At 63.0% G+C, this 18,990-nt stretch carries 14 protein-coding genes and 1 riboswitch; of the genes, 10 read left to right on the forward strand and 4 right to left on the reverse strand.

Annotated elements, in window-relative coordinates:
• Positions 1-141 precede the first annotated feature (141 nt).
• The 7 genes from GGQ66_RS03625 to GGQ66_RS03655 all read left to right on the forward strand — a co-directional run bounded on the left by GGQ66_RS03625 (position 142) and on the right by GGQ66_RS03655 (position 11,836).
• A complete protein-coding gene (locus GGQ66_RS03625) occupies positions 142-411 on the forward strand; it encodes a YMGG-like glycine zipper-containing protein (RefSeq protein ID WP_183789480.1) in 270 nt (89 codons plus the stop codon).
• A gap of 103 nt (positions 412-514) precedes the next feature.
• On the forward strand, positions 515-2,440 hold the full coding sequence (locus GGQ66_RS03630) for an autotransporter assembly complex protein TamA (RefSeq protein ID WP_183789482.1): 1,926 nt from the start codon (positions 515-517) through the stop codon (positions 2,438-2,440).
• Between the two features lie 27 nt (positions 2,441-2,467).
• Positions 2,468-6,628 (forward strand): translocation/assembly module TamB domain-containing protein, encoded by a 4,161-nt coding sequence (locus tag GGQ66_RS03635; RefSeq protein ID WP_183789484.1) that lies wholly within the window; start codon positions 2,468-2,470, stop codon positions 6,626-6,628.
• A gap of 292 nt (positions 6,629-6,920) precedes the next feature.
• Positions 6,921-8,771, forward strand: coding sequence for a methyl-accepting chemotaxis protein (locus GGQ66_RS03640; RefSeq protein WP_183789486.1), 1,851 nt, complete (start codon positions 6,921-6,923; stop codon positions 8,769-8,771).
• Positions 8,771-9,247, forward strand: coding sequence for a chemotaxis protein CheW (locus GGQ66_RS03645; RefSeq protein WP_183789488.1), 477 nt, complete (start codon positions 8,771-8,773; stop codon positions 9,245-9,247). The genes GGQ66_RS03640 and GGQ66_RS03645 overlap by 1 nt, the downstream gene beginning before the upstream one ends.
• Positions 9,248-9,414: 167 nt before the next feature.
• On the forward strand, positions 9,415-10,566 hold the full coding sequence (alr, locus tag GGQ66_RS03650) for an alanine racemase (protein ID WP_183789490.1): 1,152 nt from the start codon (positions 9,415-9,417) through the stop codon (positions 10,564-10,566).
• Between the two features lie 13 nt (positions 10,567-10,579).
• Complete coding sequence (locus GGQ66_RS03655) at positions 10,580-11,836, forward strand: D-amino acid dehydrogenase (protein ID WP_183789492.1); 1,257 nt, start codon at positions 10,580-10,582, stop codon at positions 11,834-11,836.
• Between the two features lie 89 nt (positions 11,837-11,925).
• Here GGQ66_RS03655 and GGQ66_RS03660 read toward each other — a convergent pair whose 3' ends face one another.
• The gene (locus tag GGQ66_RS03660; RefSeq protein ID WP_183789494.1) at positions 11,926-12,387 is read right to left on the reverse strand and encodes an Lrp/AsnC family transcriptional regulator; all 462 of its coding nucleotides are present in this window, start codon (positions 12,385-12,387) and stop codon (positions 11,926-11,928) included.
• Positions 12,388-12,518: 131 nt separating this feature from the next.
• Here GGQ66_RS03660 and GGQ66_RS03665 point away from each other — a divergent pair, with 131 nt between their 5' ends.
• Complete coding sequence (locus GGQ66_RS03665; protein WP_183789497.1) at positions 12,519-13,271, forward strand: SDR family NAD(P)-dependent oxidoreductase; 753 nt, start codon at positions 12,519-12,521, stop codon at positions 13,269-13,271.
• Here the strand turns inward: GGQ66_RS03665 and GGQ66_RS03670 are convergent, their stop codons facing one another.
• A complete protein-coding gene (locus GGQ66_RS03670; RefSeq protein WP_183789499.1) occupies positions 13,272-14,249 on the reverse strand; it encodes a threonine ammonia-lyase in 978 nt (325 codons plus the stop codon).
• 248 nt (positions 14,250-14,497) lie between these two features.
• On the opposite strand from GGQ66_RS03670, the gene GGQ66_RS03675 reads away from it, so the two are divergent.
• Entirely contained in the window at positions 14,498-15,451 is a 954-nt protein-coding gene (locus tag GGQ66_RS03675) for a KpsF/GutQ family sugar-phosphate isomerase (RefSeq protein ID WP_210287169.1), read from the forward strand.
• A gap of 34 nt (positions 15,452-15,485) precedes the next feature.
• Here GGQ66_RS03675 and GGQ66_RS03680 read toward each other — a convergent pair whose 3' ends face one another.
• Together GGQ66_RS03680 and GGQ66_RS03685 are read right to left on the reverse strand one after the other, a co-directional pair.
• Positions 15,486-16,421: an ABC transporter substrate-binding protein gene (locus tag GGQ66_RS03680; protein WP_183789504.1), complete on the reverse strand. Its 936-nt coding sequence runs from the start codon at positions 16,419-16,421 to the stop codon at positions 15,486-15,488.
• Between the two features lie 29 nt (positions 16,422-16,450).
• On the reverse strand, positions 16,451-17,194 hold the full coding sequence (locus GGQ66_RS03685; RefSeq protein ID WP_183789507.1) for an ABC transporter permease: 744 nt from the start codon (positions 17,192-17,194) through the stop codon (positions 16,451-16,453).
• A 116-nt stretch (positions 17,195-17,310) separates the two neighbouring features.
• Positions 17,311-17,413, reverse strand: a riboswitch (TPP riboswitch).
• Between the two features lie 252 nt (positions 17,414-17,665).
• On the opposite strand from GGQ66_RS03685, the gene serA reads away from it, so the two are divergent.
• Positions 17,666-18,904 carry a phosphoglycerate dehydrogenase gene (serA, locus tag GGQ66_RS03690; protein ID WP_183789509.1) on the forward strand — a complete coding sequence of 413 codons (1,239 nt, stop codon included), beginning with the start codon at positions 17,666-17,668 and terminating at the stop codon, positions 18,902-18,904.
• The last annotated feature ends 86 nt before the right edge of the window (positions 18,905-18,990 follow it).

Genomic DNA, 18,990 nt, shown 5'->3' on the forward strand with positions numbered 1-18,990 from the left:
GCGGAGTGGAGTGGACTTCACGAAAAGGCGCGATATTTTCAGACAACCGTGCGGCATGAAAAACGCCCATGCGAGCATCGGAACGACGCTGAAAAAGCGGGGACGAATTTACGAAATCGAGCTTCATCTGAGGAGAGTGACATGAAGAAGGCTCTTATTCTTGCCGTGGCGGGCCTTATGCTCGCCGGCTGCACGCAGACGGAAAAGGGCGCGACGATCGGCGCCGCTTCCGGCGCCATCATCGGCGGTGCCGTTTCCAACAGCTGGCGCGGCGCAGCCATTGGCGCGGCCATCGGCGGCGCAACAGGCGCTGTTCTGGGTCGCGTATCCGAACAGCCCGGCCAGTGCTACTACCGTGACCGCTACGGTCGCCGCTACATCGATAGCTGCCCGCAGAGCTACCGCTACTGATAAAATTTGAATCAAAAGAGGCGCGCTTAACCTTTAAGCGCGCCTTTTGTATTAGAATGACGGCGCGGCTTCCGCAAAATACGCGTATCGGGTAACATGGCTTATGCGGAAATTTGGGACACGTCCGGTTTTGAGTAGTGCGTATTCGCGGGCAGGTCTCGTTGGCACGCTCGCTGGTGCCTTGCTTGTTACCTGTGCCTCCATCCGCCCGGCCGATGCCTTCGAGCTTTTCGGCATTCACCTTTTTGGCGAACGCAAGGAAACGGAAACGCTCTCCGATCCCGTGCGCTACGCGCTGACGCTGGAAGCGCCGGCTGCGGACAAGGCCCTTCTCGAGACCCTTCAAACGGCATCGGCCCTCTACAGCGACCGCGAAAAGCCGGTGTCCGGCGATCTCGGCGTTGTCGTCAAGGCGCGCGACGACCGCGACCGGCTGATTGCCGCCCTTTATGAAAATGCCCGCTATGGCGGCGTGGTAAAGATCAGCGTCAACGGCACCGACATCGATTCGCTGCCACCCAACCCGACCTTTTCGGGCAAAGGCCCCGTGCCCGTGACCGTCCATGTCGAACCCGGTCCGGTTTTCACCCTGGGCGAGGTCCATCTGGAAGGTGAAGCGGCAGGGCGCGACCTGAAGCAGCTCGGCCTTGAGCCTGGCGGCGCGGCCGGCTCCCTCGTCATCCTGCGCGCCGGTGAACGACTTGTCGCCACCTTCCGCGACGAGGGCCGACCGCTCGCCAAACTCGACAAGCGCGAGGTCGTTGCCGACCATGCCACGAATACGGTGGACGTGACACTGGCTGCAACCGGCGGGCCCGTTGCCCCGGTCGGCACGGTCACGGTCAACGGCACGAAGACGGTGGATGGCGATTTCGTCCGCGATTATTCCCGCCTCAACGCCGGCCAGCCGTTTAATCCCGGCGACATGAAAAAGGCCGCCGACCGGCTGCGCGATCTCGGCGTCTTTTCCAGCGTCACCGTCAAAGAGGCAAACCGGCTGGCGCCTGACGGCTCGATCCCGGTCGGCATCGAGGTTGCGGAAGGCAAGCACCGCTATTTCGGCTTCGGCGCGCAGGTTTCGACCACGGATGGCGCCGGCCTTTCCGGCTATTGGGGCCACCGCAACCTGTTCGGCAAGGCCGAAACGCTGAAATTCGAAGGCGCCGTCTCCCGTCTCGGGGAGACCACCGATATAACCGGCCTCGATTATTCCGCCGGCGTCAGCTTTTCCAAGCCGGGCATTTTCGTGCCCGCTGCACGGCTCGACGCCAGCCTGAAGGCCAAGACCGAGCATCCCGACAGCTACGAGGCCAACTCGGTGACCGCCGCGACCGGCATTACCTACGAGCTGAACGACCGCGACACGGTGAGCGCCGGCGGCGAACTCGACTGGTCGAAGACAACCGACGCCTATGGCGATAACGAATATTTGACCGCCTCCCTGCCGCTGACCGCCAAGCGCGACGCCCGCGACAACAAGCTTGACCCGACCGAGGGCTACACCGCCTCGCTGGCCGCCAAGCCGAGCTATGAAATCAATGGCGGCACCTTCTTTTCGTCCTTCGAGGGCGCAGTGACCGGCTACAAGGGTGTGGGCGAAGACAACCGCGTCGTCTTCGCCGGCAAGGCCGCGCTCGGCACGCTCGTCGGCACCGGCGATCTCGAGAAAATCCCGACGACAAGGCGCTTTTTCGCCGGCGGCGGCGGTTCGGTTCGCGGCTATTCCTATCAGGAAATCTCACCCTATAACGCCGCCGGCGATGCCACCGGCGGGCGTTCCTATGCGCTTGGCTCGGTCGAAGCCCGCGTGAAGGTCACCGACACGATCGGCGTCGTACCCTTCATCGATGCCGGCACGGTCTCCTCCGCAATGGTGCCGGATTTCTCGGATATTCGTGCCGGTGCCGGCGTTGGCCTGCGCTATGCGACGCCTTTCGGCCCCTTGCGCCTTGATGTTGCCGTTCCCTTGAACAAATACGACAATGGAACGAAATACGGCATCTATGCCGGAATTGGTCAGTCTTTCTGATCGCAGCAAGTAAAAAGAACGGGTTAGATGGTTTCATCCGCACGCCAGACAGGTCGGTTTGGGCGAATCGCCGGCATCGTGGCGGCATCCTTGCTGGCGTTGATGGTTCTCCTGATCGTGCTGGTCGGGCTTTTGCCTGTGGGCGGACGGTTGATTGCCGGCACGGTTGCCGCGCTCGCTTCCAATGAGGAGCGGACGGTTACGCTGTCTCCCCCGACCGGTATTTTCAACGGCCGCCTGCGGATTGACACGATAACCGTCGGTGATCGCGACGGCACCTACGCCACCATCTCCGATCTGGCGGTGGACTGGTCGCCCGCCTCGCTCATCCGTGGCGCCTTCCATGCCAGCAATGTTTCCGCCGGGCGCATCGCACTGTCCCGCAAACCATTGCCCTCGCAAACACCGGATGACGGCAAGCCCTTCTCTCTGCCCATCGCCATCGAGGTGGAAAAGCTGTCGGTTCCCGACATCGCCCTTGCCGAAGCCGTACTCGGCCAGCCCTTTGCGCTTGCCGCCACCGGCTCCATCGACGCCCATCGCGATCAGGCAGGCCTGACACTTGAGATCGCCAACCGCGACCAGCAGGATGCCCGGGCCTCGGCAAACCTCGTCTATGCTCCGCAGGATAACCGGCTGACGCTGGAGGCCTCGGTGAGCGAGCCGCAGGGAGGGATGCTGGCCCGCCTTGCCGGCCTGCCCGGCAATCCCGCCGTGGAACTCGACCTGACCGGTGCCGGCCCGCTGTCGGACTGGAACGGTCGTCTCACCGGCAAGGTCGATGGCGCGGAGGTTCTGGCAATCGCTGGCAGGCATCAACTCACCAAGGACGGCCACGCCATCGCGGTTCAGGGCGGCGGTACGCCGGTCGAACTTCTGCCCCCGGCCCTTCGTCCGCTTTTCGTCGGAAAGACACGCATCGATATTGCCGCGCTTGTGAAACCGGATGGCGGCGTGCGGATCGACACCGGCCGCGTGGAAACCGACGCGCTGACGCTGAAAGCCGCTGGCACCTATGATCCCGCAGGCGGCGCCAACGATTTGAGCGCCAGCCTTGCCGGCGTGAACGGCCCGGCCGATTTCCGCCTGCCGCTCGAAACCGGTGAGGCCCGCGCCATGATCCGCAGCCTGACGCTATCGCTCTCCGGTCCGACGCAGTCGGCCACACTTTCCGCCGCCGCCACAGTCGATTCCGTTACTATGCCCGGCATCGGGTTGAGCGGTGTGCAGATCGGCGCCCACGGCGAAAGCATTGATCTCGCCAGCCGCAAGGGCCGCATTCTCGCGGAGATGACCATTGCCGCCAGTGATATGGCCGACGAAAATCTCGCCCGTGTCGTGCGCGCGCCGGTCAAGCTCACGGTCCCGCTTGCCCTCTCCGGCGAGACCATCGCCATCGAAAGCGCGGGACTGGAAAGTGCGGCCATCGGCGGTTCGTTAAGTGGCTCTTACGGACTGGAAACGAAAGCCTTTGCCGGTGATGTCCGCCTCTTCGCCCTGCCCTCCGTGCTACCGCCTAATCTCGCCGCGAAGCTCACCACCACCATTGCCGCCTCGGGCAAGCTGACGGCTGGCAACGGAGCTTTCGGCTTGAGCGAACTTGCGGTCAAATCCGAACTTCTCGAAGCCGCCGGTTCGGTTTCGCTGGCGGACAGGGACTTGAATGCGGCGCTGACTGGCACCCTGCCCGATCTCGGCAAGTTGCTGGCCGATGCCACCGGCACGGGCGCCTTCACCCTGTCTGCCAGCGGTTCAATCGATGCACCAGCCTTCAAGGCTGGCCTGGACACGAAGAACGCCGTTCTCGCAGGCAAGAAGGTTGGACACCTTTCCGTCAAGGCGGAAGGTAAGGCCGACAAGACCGCCCCGACCGCCGAACTGACGGCGGACGGCAAGCTGGACGGTCAGACGTTGAAGGCCACTGCCAGCCTGATCTCGACGCCCCAGGGCCCCAACATCCCGAAACTCACCCTTGACGCCGGACCGAACAAGCTGACCGGCGCACTACGCTTTTCGCCGGCCTTCAAGCCGCTCGACGGCAAGATTACTTTCGATTTCCCGGATGTTTCGCTGCTGGCAGCACTCGCCGGCCAGAAGGCGAGCGGCGGCCTTGCCGGGAATGCCGCGCTGACGCCGCAAAACGGCGTAACAGGTTTGACGGCAAAGGCCTCCGGCAGTGTCGCAAGCGCCGGCGCCTCGCTTGAAAAGCTGGTGCTCGACCTGAGGATGCCGGACATCACCTCCATCGCGGTGGATGGCGTTCTTTCCGCCGCCCGCGCCGGCACCAATGACGCCGGCGTACAGAACCTGAAGCTCGATATCGCGCATAGCGGTGACAGCACCGGCTTCAACCTCGACGGCCGCTACGACAACGCTCCTCTGGCGCTGAAGGGCAACCTGACCCGGAAGGATGGCGCAATCGCCATCCGGCTCGACAATTTAACCGCTGCGCCGAAACAGATCCCGGTGCGCCTCGCCGCGCCGACCGCCATCCGCGTGGAAAACGGCACGGCCACCCTCAACAACCTCAAAATTGCGACGGGTAGCGGTTCGATCACCGTCAACGGCAGCGCCGGCAAGACGCTGAACCTCACTGCGGCCCTCGCCGCCCTGCCAGCCAGCCTCGCCAATGCCTTCGCACCCGATCTGGCTGCCGAGGGTACGATTTCCGGCGAAGTGAAGGCCACGGGCGAAGCGGCAAACCCGGCCGTTGCCTACCGGCTGGACTGGGCGAACGCGGCAACCAGCCAGACCAAGGGGGCCGGCCTCTCGCCGCTTGCCATCAAGGCCAACGGCACCTTTGCCGGCGGCAGACTTGGCCTTGACTCCGAGGTCAACGGGTCTGGCGGACTGGCGATTTCCGGCGGTGGTAATGTTGAAGTGGCAGGCGCGAAGACGCTCCAGCTTTCCTTCAAGGGACGCGTGCCGATGGCCGCCCTTCAAGGCAAACTGACCGATCAGGGCCTTTCAGCTGAAGGAACGGCCGATCTCGACGTGACTATTGCCGGCACCTCCACATCCCCGGCCGTGACGGGCGCTGTCACACTGAACGGTGCCAGGATCATTGACCTGCGCCGCAACCTCACCCTCAACGACCTCAAGGGCACGCTGCGCTTCGATGGCGCGCAGGCAACGCTTTCAGAATTGACGGGACGTCTTGGGGGCGGTGGCACGATCAGCGCCAGCGGCACCATCGGCATTCAGCCGCAAAGCGGCTTCCCCGCCGATATCGCCGTGAAGCTGAACGGCGCCACCTATGCGGACGGTACGCTCTTCACCACATCGGCGAGCGGCGACCTCGCCCTCAAAGGTCCGCTTATGACCGCGCCGGTCCTCTCTGGCCGCATCGCTCTTTCGAAGACGTCGATCACCGTTCCTGAAAAGTTGCCCGCCTCGCTGTCGGAAATCGACATTCGCCACAAGAACGCACCGGCGGCGGTGAAGGCGCAGGCCCGCGACATGCGCGGCGACGAGACCAACGGTTCGACGTCCGCCATCGGGCTCGACCTGGCCATCAACGCTTCATCGGGCATTTTCGTGCGTGGCCGTGGTATCGATGCCGAACTTGGCGGCGACCTCACCATTCGCGGCACGGCGGCGGACCCCGTCGTGGCAGGTGCCTTCACCATGCGCCGCGGTCGTCTGACGATCCTGTCGCGGCGGCTTGATTTCTCCTCAGGCACGATCACTTTCGGCGGCGCGCTGATCCCGGTTCTCAATCTCGAGGCCACCACCAGCGCCAGTTCGACGACGATTACCGTCGATGTCACCGGCCTGGCCAACGACCCGACCATCACCTTCTCCTCCTCACCGGCTCTGCCGCAGGACGAAATCATCGCCCAGCTTATTTTCGGCCAGTCGATGTCGAAGCTTTCGGCCCTGCAGATCGCCCAGCTTGCCGATGCCGTCAGCCAGCTTGCCGGCGGGCGCTCGTCCTCCCTGTTCGAAAAACTCCGGAGCAATCTCGGCGTGGATGATCTCGACATTTCAACCGACGACAAGGGACAGGCCAAGGTTTCCGCTGGTAAGTACTTGAATGAACGAACCTATATCCAGCTTGAACAAGGCGGCTCATCCGGCGGCAAGGCCGTCATCAATCTCGATGTGGGCAAGGGCGTGAAGCTGCGCGGTCAGGCTGGCGCCGACGGATCAGGGGCGGCAGGCGTGTTCTACGAACGCGAGTACTGATCTGGCGACCGCACAATGCGCCGTATATTCGCTTTTGCAAAAATAACGAAAACCTTAACGACGTATAGAAATCTTTCAATAATTTGGACGACTATGCATCTGCACGGACGCGATTTGCGACACATGATGTTTTCCGGCGCCGCCTGATGATTGGGCCATTTCCGAATTCGACGCAATAATCGCCCTTACCGGGGCATATTCCGATGCCGCATTCCGACAGGTGCGGTTGTCCGTGATTAATGTGGATGCGAGACCCGTTGTCCAATGGAGACGGGTCGACAGGAAGGCAAAGATGCGGCTCTTTTCTCGGTCGTCCAAATCGACCAAAGAAGTTTATACGGCCCTCGACCGCTCGTGCGCCATCATTCAGTTCGACCTGAAGGGCACGATCCTCGAAGCGAACGACAATTTCTGCAAGACCATGGGATATGCAGCGGCTGAACTTGTCGGCAAGCACCACAGCATGTTCTGCGACCCCGAAGACGTCAAAAGCCCGGATTATGCCCGTTTCTGGGCAGACCTCGCCGCAGGAACCTATAAATCGGGTGAATTCCGTCGCCTGGACAAGGCCGGCAAGGATATCTGGCTGGAAGCAAGCTATAATCCGGTTCCCGTCGGCGGCCGTCCGCACCGCGTCGTCAAGGTTGCCTCGGATATTACCGCCCGAAAGCTCGCCTCGCTTGAAGCCGAAGCCCGGATGGCAGCGCTTTCACGCGTGCAGGCCGTCATCGAGTTCACCCCCGACGGTGAAATCCTCGACGCCAACGAGAACTTTCTCAAGGTCTTCGGCTACACGCTGGCCGAGATCAGGGGCAAACATCACCGGATGCTTTGTCCGCCGGACTTCACCGGCTCGCCCGCCTATGGCCAGCTTTGGGAACGACTGCGCGGCGGCGAGTTCGTGGCACAGGAATTCGAACGCCGGAGCAAGAGCGGTGCCCCGGTGTGGATTCAGGCGTCCTACAATCCTGTGACCGATGGCCGGGGCCGGGTCTGCAAGGTCGTGAAATTCGCAACCGACATTACCGGCCGCATTACCGCTGCCGACCGCCTCGCTTCTGGGCTTCAGGCTCTCGCCGAGCGTAACCTGGCATTCCGCATCGATCAGCCGTTCATTCCAGCCCTCGACAGGGTTCGCAACGACTTCAACACCTCCGTCGGCATTCTGCAGGATGCGCTTTTGAGGGTGCTGGAGAGCGGCGACATGATCAGCGAACGCGCCGGCACGCTGCTCGGACTGAATGCCGACCTTGCCGACCGCACCGGCAAGCAGGCTGCTGCGGTGGAGGAGACAACCGCCGCCATGCAGCAGATCGCCATCAACATCAAGGACAACACCCACCGCGCCGAGGAAATGGGCGATATCGTCAGGGAAGCGCAGGTTTCGGCCAACCGCTCCGGCGAGGTGGTGGGCAAGACGATCAGCGCCATGGGCGCCATCGAGGAATCCTCCCAGCGCATTTCCTCGATCATCGGCGTCATCGATGAAATCGCCTTCCAGACGAACCTGCTGGCACTGAATGCGGGCGTGGAAGCTGCCCGCGCCGGAGAGGCCGGCAAGGGCTTTGCGGTGGTGGCTCAGGAAGTGCGCGAACTTGCCCAGCGCTCCGGTAACGCCGCCAAGGAAATCAAGACCTTGATCAACGCTTCGTCGGATCAGGTCAGAAGCGGTGTCGCGCTGGTGGATGAAAGCGGCAAGGTGCTATCCACCATTGCCAGCCAGGTCGACCGCATTGGTGCCAATATCGCCGCCATCGTCGTCTCGACGCGCGAACAGGCCACCGGGCTCGATGAGATCAACCGCGCGATTAAGGACATCGACCGTAGCGCGCACGAAAACCGCGAAATGGTGAACCGCAGCCGCACGGCAAGCGAAAGCCTTGCCGGCGATGCGGAAGACCTGCGCCGCATGGTCGGAGCCTTCCACCTGGGCGGCGGCGCCGCGCCTCGCCGGACGGCACCAGCACCAACACCCGCGCGGCGCACTGAAAGTCGCCCTGTCCACCATTCCGTTGCATCGGTTACCGCCCACGCGGCACCAGTGCAACCCGCCCCCTCGCCTGCCCGCGCCTTGCAACAGCGTGTCGCAGCCGTGACTTCCGCTTCAACAGCCGCAGACACCAACACCTGGGAGGAATTCTGATGGCATTGCCTAACACCACCAATGACGCGAACGAACCGCTGGAACTGATCGCATTTCGCGTCGGTGATCAGGAATTCTGCATGCGCACGACCTCGATCCGCGAAATTCGCGGCTGGTCACCCGTGACCCCGATTCCACAGGCACCCTATGATGTTCTGGGCGTCATCAACCTGCGCGGCTCGGTCATCCCGATTGTGGATCTCTCCCACAAGCTCGGCATGGGCCCAACCGCCTCGAACGACCGCAGCGCCATCATCGTCGGCGAAGTGCATGACATGGTCGTCGGCATGCTGGTGGATCGCGTGTCCGATATCCTCACGGTTCCCGCTTCCAGTCTGCAGCCGGTACCGGAACTGACGACCTCCTTCGACAAGTCCATCGCCGAAGGCATTATCGCCGCCGAAAGCGGCATGATCTGCTTCCTCAACCTGCAGCGCCTGTTCCGCGGCAAGGAGCTGGACGAACTGGCCGCCTGAGGCACTTGAAAAACGCCAACATGAACGCGATGGAATTTTCAACGATTCCATCGCTTCAAATTTCATTTTGAGCGCATAAATTCGAATTTTCTGCCGATATATGATCGGTCGTTCAACGATATATCGCTTACCGTTCTTGCGGGGAACAATTCGCAAGGACGAAGAACATGAACGACACGATGCGCAGCATCAGCGCCGACGTCCCATCCACGCTCGGGGCCGCCGGTCTTCTGACCATTGATCTCGGCGCACTCCGCGACAACTATCTGGCGCTCGCCCGGCGAGCTGAACCTGCCCGCGCTGCCGCCGTCGTCAAGGCCGACGCCTATGGGCTGGGCGCAGAGAAGGTCGTGCCGGTACTGCTCGAGGCCGGTTGCCGGGATTTCTTCGTCGCGCATTTTTCCGAAGCCCTGAAGCTTCGTCCTTTGATCGCAGCCGATTGCCGTCTCTTTGTGCTGAACGGCCTTCTGCCGGGCGACGAGCAGACCTGCGCCGATACCGGCATCATTCCGGTTCTCAACGGCCTTGAACAGATCGCCCTCTGGAAAGCCGAGGCCCGTCGCCGCGATACCGTTCTGCCCGCGGCCCTCCAGTTCGACACCGGCATGTCGCGCCTTGGCCTGTCGCTGGACGAGGCAAAGGCACTCGCCGCCGATCCGTCTGGTCTCGAAGGCATCCACCTCGAAATCGTCATGAGCCATCTGGCCTGCGCCGACGAGCCGGAAAACCCGGCCAACACCGCCCAGCTTGCCAACATGCAGATCGCTGGCGCTCTCTTTCCGCAGACGCCGGTGTGCTTCTCCAATTCCGGTGGCCTGTTCCTCACACCGGACTATCGCGGCGCGCTGTGCCGCCCCGGCATCGCGCTTTATGGCGGCGTGCCGCAGAACGGCATGGAAAACCCCGGCAAACCGGTGGTTACGCTCTCCGTTGCCGTCGTGCAGACCCGCACTGTGCCCGCCGGCACCGCTATCGGTTACGGGGGTTCGCTGGTGGCCGACAAGCCGATGCGCCTCGCCGTCATTTCCGCCGGTTATGCCGATGGCATTCCGCGCTGCCTCAGCAACCGGGGCGCCGCTTATTACAATGGCGTGCGCCTGCCCATTGCCGGCCGCGTATCCATGGACAGCATCATTCTCGATGTCACCGCCCTGCCGGAAGGCGCGTTGAAGCTCGGCTCCATGGTGGAACTGATCGGCCCCCGGCAGACGCTGGAGCAGATCGCCGCCGATGCGGGCACCATCTCGTATGAAATCCTTACCTCGCTCGGCAAGCGTTACCGCCGGGTCTATCGTAATCCGCAGCCGTTGAAGGCCTGATCAGGAGGCTCCCATGAAAGTCGTCATTCTCGGTTCTGGCGTCGTTGGCGTCACCTCCGCCTGGTATCTGGCCCGCGCCGGCCACGAAGTCACCGTCATTGACCGTCAGCCGGGTGCAGCGCTCGAAACGTCCTTTGCCAATGCCGGCGAAATCTCGCCCGGCTATTCCACGCCCTGGGCCGCTCCCGGCGTTCCCATGAAGGCGCTGAAGTGGATGTTCCAGAAGCACGCCCCGTTCTCGATCCGCCCGAAGGCGGTAGCCGAGGCGTGGCCGTGGATGATGCAGATGCTGGCGAACTGCAACCACGCCAGTTACATCGTCAACAAGGGCCGCATGGTGCGCGTGGCCGAATACAGCCGCGACTGCCTGATGGCGCTGCGTCAGGCGACCGGCGTGCAATATGACCACCGCACACAAGGCACGCTGGAAGTGTTCCGCAACCAGCAGGCCCTCGACGGCATCGCCAAGGATGTCGAAATCCTGAAGTCGAGCGGCGTTCCCTTCGAACTGCTGGACCGTGACGGCTGCGTCGCTGCCGAACCGGGCCTCAAGGCATCGAGCCACAAGATCGTCGGTGGTCTGCGTCTGCCCGGCGACGAGACCGGCGACTGCTTCATGTTCACCACGGCGCTGGCAGAAAAGGCAGCCGAACTCGGCGTGAAGTTCCACTACAACACCGCCATTCACCGCGCCCGTACCGATGGCAACCGCATTGTCGCCATCGAAACCTCGATCGGCGACGTGACCGGCGACGTCTTCGTCGGCGCGCTCGGCAGCTACACCCCGGCCTTCCTGAAGCCGCTTGGCCTCAAACTGCCGGTCTACCCGATTAAGGGCTACTCGATCACGGTTCCGATCGTCGATGAAACGAAGGCCCCGGTTTCGACCGTCATGGACGAAGCCTACAAGGTGGCCATCACCCGCCTCGGCGACCGTATCCGCGTCGGTGGCACGGCGGAAATCGCCGGCTTCAACCTCGATCTGCCGAAGGCGCGTCAGGAAACGCTGACGCTCTCCGTCGAAGACCTGTTCGGCGGCGCCGGTGACCAATCCAAGGCGATCTTCTGGACGGGCCTGCGGCCCTGCACGCCGGATGGCACGCCGGTCATCGGCCCGACGCGGTACCCGAACCTCTATCTCAACGCCGGTCACGGCACGCTCGGCTGGACCATGTCCTGCGGCTCTGCCCAGGTGCTTGCCGATCTCATCTCCGGCCGCAAGCCCGAGATCGAGACCGCCGACCTCGCCATCAGCCGCTACGCAGCCTGAAACCTGCGAAGCGGCCAAACAGGGCAGCCGGGGTGGGTCTCTTTCCATCCGCCCGCCTCGGCTGTTCTGCCATGCTGACCGGAGGCGCCCTATCGTGCTTTCTTGGGCGCGGCGAGAACATTGCGAATGGAAAAGGACGAGTGGATGCGCGACACACCGGGCAGGCTGGAGAGGATTTCCTTGTGAATGCGCTCGAAGTCCTGCGCGCTTTCCGCCTCCACCCGCAGGAAGTAGTCGGAATCCCCGGTCATGAGGTAGCATTCGCGGATTTCGGGATATTTGCGCACGGCGGATTCGAAGCGGTTCAGATATTCCTCTGTCTGCCGGTCGAGCGTGATCTGCACCATGACGGCGATGCCATCGCCCCCCGCAGCACTCGCCACAATCGCCGTATAGCCGCGAATGATGCCTTCCTGCTCGAGAATATTGATGCGGCGCAGGCAGGCGGATGGCGAAAGCCCCACCTCCTCGGCAAGCTTGGCATTGCTCATGCGGGCGTTCAGCCGAAGCAGACGGATGATATTGCGGTCGATGGCATCAAGGCCGGACATGGATACACTTTCGAAGGGCGGGAGCAGCCCCGCCGCTGGCTTTATGGCTTGCCATCCGGCAGCAGGCTTTTAAAACAGGAAACCGATTTTTTGCACACCAGCCCGCCCCCCGCAACTACAGGAATTTCAACATGACCAAGACCGTCCTGATCACCGGCGCCACCGCCGGCTTCGGCGCCGCCAGCGCTCGCCTTTTCGCCCAGAATGGCTGGAACGTCATCGGCACCGGCCGTCGCGCCGACCGTCTCCAGGGCCTGAAGGATGAGTTGGGTGATGCCTTCCATGCCGCCGTCTTCGACATTACCGACGAGGACGCGATGCTCGCCGCTATCGAGGCCCTGCCGGAAAAGTTCAAGGGCATCGATCTGCTGATCAATAATGCCGGCCTCGCGCTTGGCACCGGCCCGGCCCCGACGGGCACCAAGCTTTCCGAATGGAAGACGATGATTTCGACCAACGTCACGGCGCTGGTCACGATTACCCATCACCTGCTGCCCACGCTCATCGAGCGCAAGGGCGGCATCATCAACCTTGCCTCCGTCGCCTCAACCTATCCCTATTCGGGCGGCAACGTCTATGGCGGCACCAAGGCCTTCGTGCGCCAGTTCTCGCTTGGCCTACGTTCGGATCTGCATGGCAAGGGCGTACGCGTCACCTCCATCGAGCCGGGCATGTGCGAGACGGAGTTCACCATCGTGCGCACCGGCGGCAACAAGGAAGCCTCGGACAATCTCTACAAGGGCGTGAACCCGCTGACGGCGGAAGACATTGCCGGCACGCTCTACTGGGTGGCGACGCTTCCGCCCCACATGAACATCAATGCGGTGGAACTGATGCCGGTTCACCAGTCCTTTGCCGGTTTCCAGGTGTTCCGCGAAGCCTGATCAGTCCGCATATTTCTCAAGGGCGGCGCGAAACAGCGCGCCGTCCACATTACCGCCGGAAGCAACGGCAATCGCCGTGTCGGACTTCAGCTCTCCACCGCGAAACAGCGCGGCGGCCACCGCCACCGCTCCGCCCGGCTCGATCACGATCTTCAGCCGCGTGAAGGCGAGCGCCATCGCCCGCAGCACTTCGTCTTCATTCACCGCAATGCCTGCACCGCACAGACGCTTCAGGATCGGGAAGGTGATGTCTCCCGGCTGCGGCGTGATGATCGCATCGCACAGTGAGCCGGAAAGCTGCGCATTGCGCTGGATCGTGCCCGTCGCCAGTGAGCGGGCGGTATCGTCGAACCCCTCCGGTTCGCAGGAGCGCACGATCAAGCCCGGCGCCTGCGCCTCGAGCGCCAGCGCAATCCCGCTCGTCAGTCCGCCGCCGCCGCAGGGCACCAGCACCTCACCGCCGGAAACCCCTTCCTCCAGCGCCTGTTCGGCAATTTCCAGCCCGACGGTTGCCTGACCGGCAATCACCAGCGGCTCGTCAAAGGGCTTCACCAGCGTCAACCCGCGTTCGGCGGAAAGCGTCGCGCCGATGGCGTCGCGGTCCTCGGTCGCCCGGTCGTAGAGTACCACCTCGGCCCCGAAGGCGCGGGTGTTGGCGATCTTCAGCTTCGGTGCATCGGAGGGCATGATGATGACGCAGGCAATGCCATGAAGCCTGGCAGCATAGGCCACACCCTGCGCATGGTTGCCGGAGGAAAAGGCGATGACGCCGCGCTGGCGCACGTCGGGCTCAAGCCCGGACACCGCCGACCAGCCGCCGCGAAACTTGAAAGAACCGGTGTGCTGCAGGCATTCCGCCTTTACGAACACCCTCCGCCCGGCCACCTCATCCAGAAATGGCGACGACAGAAGCGGCGTGCGCCGCGCGCGGCCGGCAAGACGGCTGGCTGCGGCTTCGATCATGGCAAGGCTGGTCATTCGGGGCTCCGGTCGTGGGCAGGGCAGAAAGGAATGGCTTTCGGGCCGCTAGACTCGTGTGCCGCCAACAGCTTGTCCAGCCTGGGATTGTCCGGGAGACAATCCGGCGCGTCACAGCATCGCAACGGAAAATGGCTCATTCACACCGGTCCGGCTTGCCTTTTTCGGGAATTTGGTGCCATTACCCGCGCAAAAGGTCGCGCCTCCGGCCCTTCGGGCCACACCGCTTCGATGAAAGGCTTTATTCCGTGAGCAGCTCCCTCGACATCGCCCGCCAGACCATCCGCATCGAAATCGAAGCGCTGGAAGCCATGGTCAACCGCCTCGGCGCCGACTTCGAAAAGGCGGTCGACGTCATCATGGAAGCGCGCGGGCGCGTCATCGTCGTCGGCATGGGCAAGTCGGGCATCATCGGCCAGAAGATCGCCGCGACGCTGGCTTCCACCGGCACGCCGGCCTTCTTCGTGCATCCCGGTGAAGCGTTCCACGGCGATCTCGGCATGATCAAGCCGATCGACGTCATCCTGATGATTTCCAACAGCGGCGAGACCGAAGAGGTCGTGCGCCTGCTGCCCTTCATGCAGCACCAACAGAACAAGATCATTGCCATGACGGGCAAGAAGGAATCGACGCTGGCTCGCAACGCCGACCTCGTGCTGGACATTTTCGTGGAGCGCGAAGCCTGCAACAACAATCTGGCACCGACCACCTCCACCACCGCGACACTGGTGATGGGCGATGCGCTGGCCGTCGCTCTTTCGGAAAAGCGCAACTTCCGGCCGGAAGACTTCGCCCGCTTTCATCCCGGCGGCAGCCTTGGCCGCAAGCTGCTGACCCGCGTCGTGGATGTGATGCACAAGGACAACCTGCCCCGCTGCAGCATGGATGCCAGCTTTCGGACCGTCATTGGCGAAATCACCGCCGGTCGCCTCGGTCTGGTGCTGGTGATGGACGACGGTGAACTGCGTGGCATCATCACGGACGGCGACGTGCGCCGCGCCTTCGAAAAATACGAGAACATCACCACGATCTCGGCCGAAGCGATCATGACCCGCACGCCGAAGACCGTCACCTCCGACAAGCGCTTTTCGGAAGCCGAAGAACAGATGCTGGCCCAGAAGGTCAATTCGCTCGTCGTGGTCGATGCGGAGAACAAGGTGGTCGGCGTTCTCCAGATCTACGACGTCAACCGCAAGATCTGAGCGGGAAAGGGCGGCGCATCCGCCGCCCTCCCGATTACTGCAGTTCGACCGCGACATCCTCGACGGCCGGCGCCTTGTCGATCAGCCCGCCCTCTTTCATGAACGCGCCGAAGCGGGCATAGCGTTCGCGGTCGAGCGCCGCCGGACGCTTGGCGAAGCGGGGCAGCGTATCGACCCAGGCCTGCTTGTTGAGGGCATCGTCGAGGTTCGGATAGGCCTTGACGAAGAGCGCCCAGGCTTCGTCCGAGTGGTTGGTCAGCCAGATCGCCCCTTCTTCCACAGCGCCGAGGAAGCGCTTCAGGCGGTCGTCCTTGAGAAGATCGGGCCGCGTCACGAAGATCAGCTCGTCATAGACCGGCACGCCGTTTTCTTCCGGGTAGAAGGCGCGCGCCGTCTTGCCCTCCAGCTTCATCTGCGTGTGTTCAAAGTTGCGGAAGCCGCCGACCGTCGCGTCCACCTGCCCGGAAATCAGCGCCGGTGTCAGCGCGAAGTTGACGTTGATCAGTTCGACGCCGTCCTTCTTCGCCCCGGCATTTTCCAGCATGCGCCCGAGCATGACCTGCTCGAACCCGGCAACCGAAAAGCCGACCTTCTTGCCCGCCAGATCGGCCAGCGACTTGATCGGCCCATCCGCCAGTACCGTCACAGAATTCAACGGCGTTTCCACCAGCGTGCCGAAGCGCACGAGGTTAACCCCGGCAGCATGATCCAGATAAAGGTTGGGCTGATAGTGGATGCCGACCTCGGCCTGCCCCGAAGCAACCGCCCGTGGCACGATGGAAGGATCGGCGGGTGGCAGAAGCTCGACGTCGAGCCCGGCCTTTTCGAACAGGCCGCGCTCCTTCGCCACCACCAGCGGCGCATGGTCGGGATTGACGAACCATTCGAGCAAAACCGTCAGCTTGTCGGCAGCCTGAACCTGGGTGGCGGCAAGGCCAAGGGCCAGCGCCAGTGCGAGTTTGCGGATCATGATGTTTCCTTCTTCATTGGGAACGGATTTCAGGCGGCGGGCGCCCAGCGGATGAAAAGCGGTGCGGCGCGATGGACGATGGCGCGCAGAAGAATGGCTTCGACGGCGAGGATCGCCATCGCGGCAAAGACCGTGCCCGTCTGCATGCGGGCATTGGCCTCAACCATGACATAGCCGAGCCCGGCAGAGGCCCCGACCCATTCGCCGACAACGGCCCCAAGCGGCGCCAGAGGTGCAGCCACTCGCAATCCGGAAAAAAGCGCCGGCAAGGCCAGCGGAATGCGAATGTGGCGGATCGTCTGCCAGCGGCTCGCCTCGGTCAGCGCGGCGGCATCGATAATGTCGGAGTGAATGTTGCGCAGCCCGTCGGCAAAAGCGGAGGCGACGGGGAAGAAGATGATGATCGTCGTCATCACCACCTTGGAGGCCATGCCGAAACCGAACCACAGGACAAGCAGCGGCGCGATAACGAAGACCGGGAAGCTTTGCAGCACCACCACCGCCGGCCACACCAGCCGTTCCACCCTGGGCAGCGCAGTCACGACGAGCGCCGTCACGATGCCGAGCACGGAGCCGGCAACGAAGCCGGCAAGGATTTCCGACAGGGTGATCAGCGCATGGGTGGCAAGAAAGCCCGGCCGCGACCAGAAGGCCTCCGCCACGGCCTGCGGTGCCGGCAGGATGTAACGCGGCGGCGCAAACACCCAGACCATGGCCTGCCAGAGGCCGAGCAGAAAAAGCGTGTTGCGCAGGCTTGCGCCGAGAAGCCGCATGGTCAGGCCACGGGAACGCAGAATGGGCGGCAAACGGTCAACGGCATGGGGCGATCTCCAGCAAACGAGCCACGGAAATCCGGAATGCGCGAAGAAGAAGGAAAGCCTCGACGATGACGGGCCGCAATTTCCGTTCCTACGCCGGCATGACCCGGATCAGGTTCAAGGGTCCGGCTCACCGCCATCTCAGCACCGTTTGGTGCTCCCCTCGGAATGGTGGCGAAGATGCGGGAGGTGCCCCCTAAAGTCAAGCGCGGACAAATACGCATGGGCTTGGCGAAAAAATCGGCATTGAGAACAAATTTCCACCGAACGGGCCTGTTCGCGCCGGGGAACCGGTGCTATGGGAGCCGCGTGATCAAGCCCGGCAGTTCCCCGGCTTCGCCTCCCTTCCCCAAAGCGGGCGACGAGCAGCCGGCGCCCTGTTGCGGCCTGGCACATCCTTGACCATCCACTGCTGGAAGTAACGCTATGACCCAACGCCTTTCCCTGCCGCGTGACCGTATTTCCGTTCTCCTTCTCGAGGGCATCAGCCAGACGGCGGTGGAATATTTCAAGTCCTCCGGTTACACCAACCTGACGCACCTCACGAAGGCGCTGGACGGCGACGCCCTGAAGGAAGCCATCGCAAGCGCCCACATCATCGGCATCCGTTCGCGCACGCAGTTGACGGAAGAAATCTTCGCCGCCGCCAACAAGCTGATGGCTGTCGGCTGCTTCTCCGTCGGCACCAACCAGGTGGAACTGGACGCTGCCCGCAAGCGCGGCATTCCGGTGTTCAACGCCCCTTATTCCAACACCCGTTCGGTGGCCGAACTGGTGATCGGCGAAATCGTCATGCTGACGCGCCGTATCTTCCCGCGTTCGGTGGCCGCCCACGAAGGTGGCTGGGACAAGTCCGCCAACGGCAGCCATGAAATGCGCGGCAAGACGCTCGGTATCGTCGGCTATGGCAATATCGGTTCGCAGCTCAGCGTGCTCGCAGAGGCGATGGGCATGACCGTGCGTTACTTCGACGTCGCAGACAAGCTGCGTCAGGGCAATGCCGAACCCACCGCAACGCTCGCGGAATTGCTGGCGACCTCCGATTTCATCACGCTGCATGTGCCGGAGAACGATTCGACGCAGAACATGATCGGCGAAACCGAACTGCGCACGATGAAGAAGGGCTCCTTCCTCATCAACAATTCGCGCGGCACGGTTGTCGATCTTGAGGCGCTGGCCAAAGCGTTGAAGGACGGCCACCTTGCCGGGGCGGCTGTTGACGTGTTCCCGGAAGAGCCCGCCTCCAACAAGCAGCGCTTCGAAAGCCCGATTCAGGGCCTCGACAACGTCATCCTGACGCCGCATATCGGCGGTTCGACGGAAGAAGCGCAGGAGCGCATCGGCACCGAGGTTTCCCGCAAGCTGGTCGAATATTCCGACGTCGGCTCGACGCTCGGCGCGGTCAACTTCCCGCAGGTGCAACTGCCGCCGCGTCCGAACGGCACACGCTTCATCCACGTCCACGAGAACCGTCCGGGCATGCTGAACAGCCTCAACACGATCTTCTCGTCGCGCGGCCTCAACATCGTCGGCCAGTTCCTGCAGACCGATGGCGAGACCGGCTATGTGGTGATCGAGGCCGAAGGTGCGGGCGACTTCGCCGACGACGTGCTGGAAGCGCTGCGCGCCATTCCGGGCACGATCCGCACCCGCCTGCTCTACTGATCCCGATCGGGTTCATGACAACAAAAAAGCCCGCCCGGCAGATATACCGGGCGGGCTTTTTCGTTTGCGGGGCAAGAAGGGCGAAA

The organism is Allorhizobium borbori, assembly GCF_014196535.1.
Classification (GTDB): Bacteria; Pseudomonadota; Alphaproteobacteria; order Rhizobiales; family Rhizobiaceae; genus Ectorhizobium; species Ectorhizobium borbori.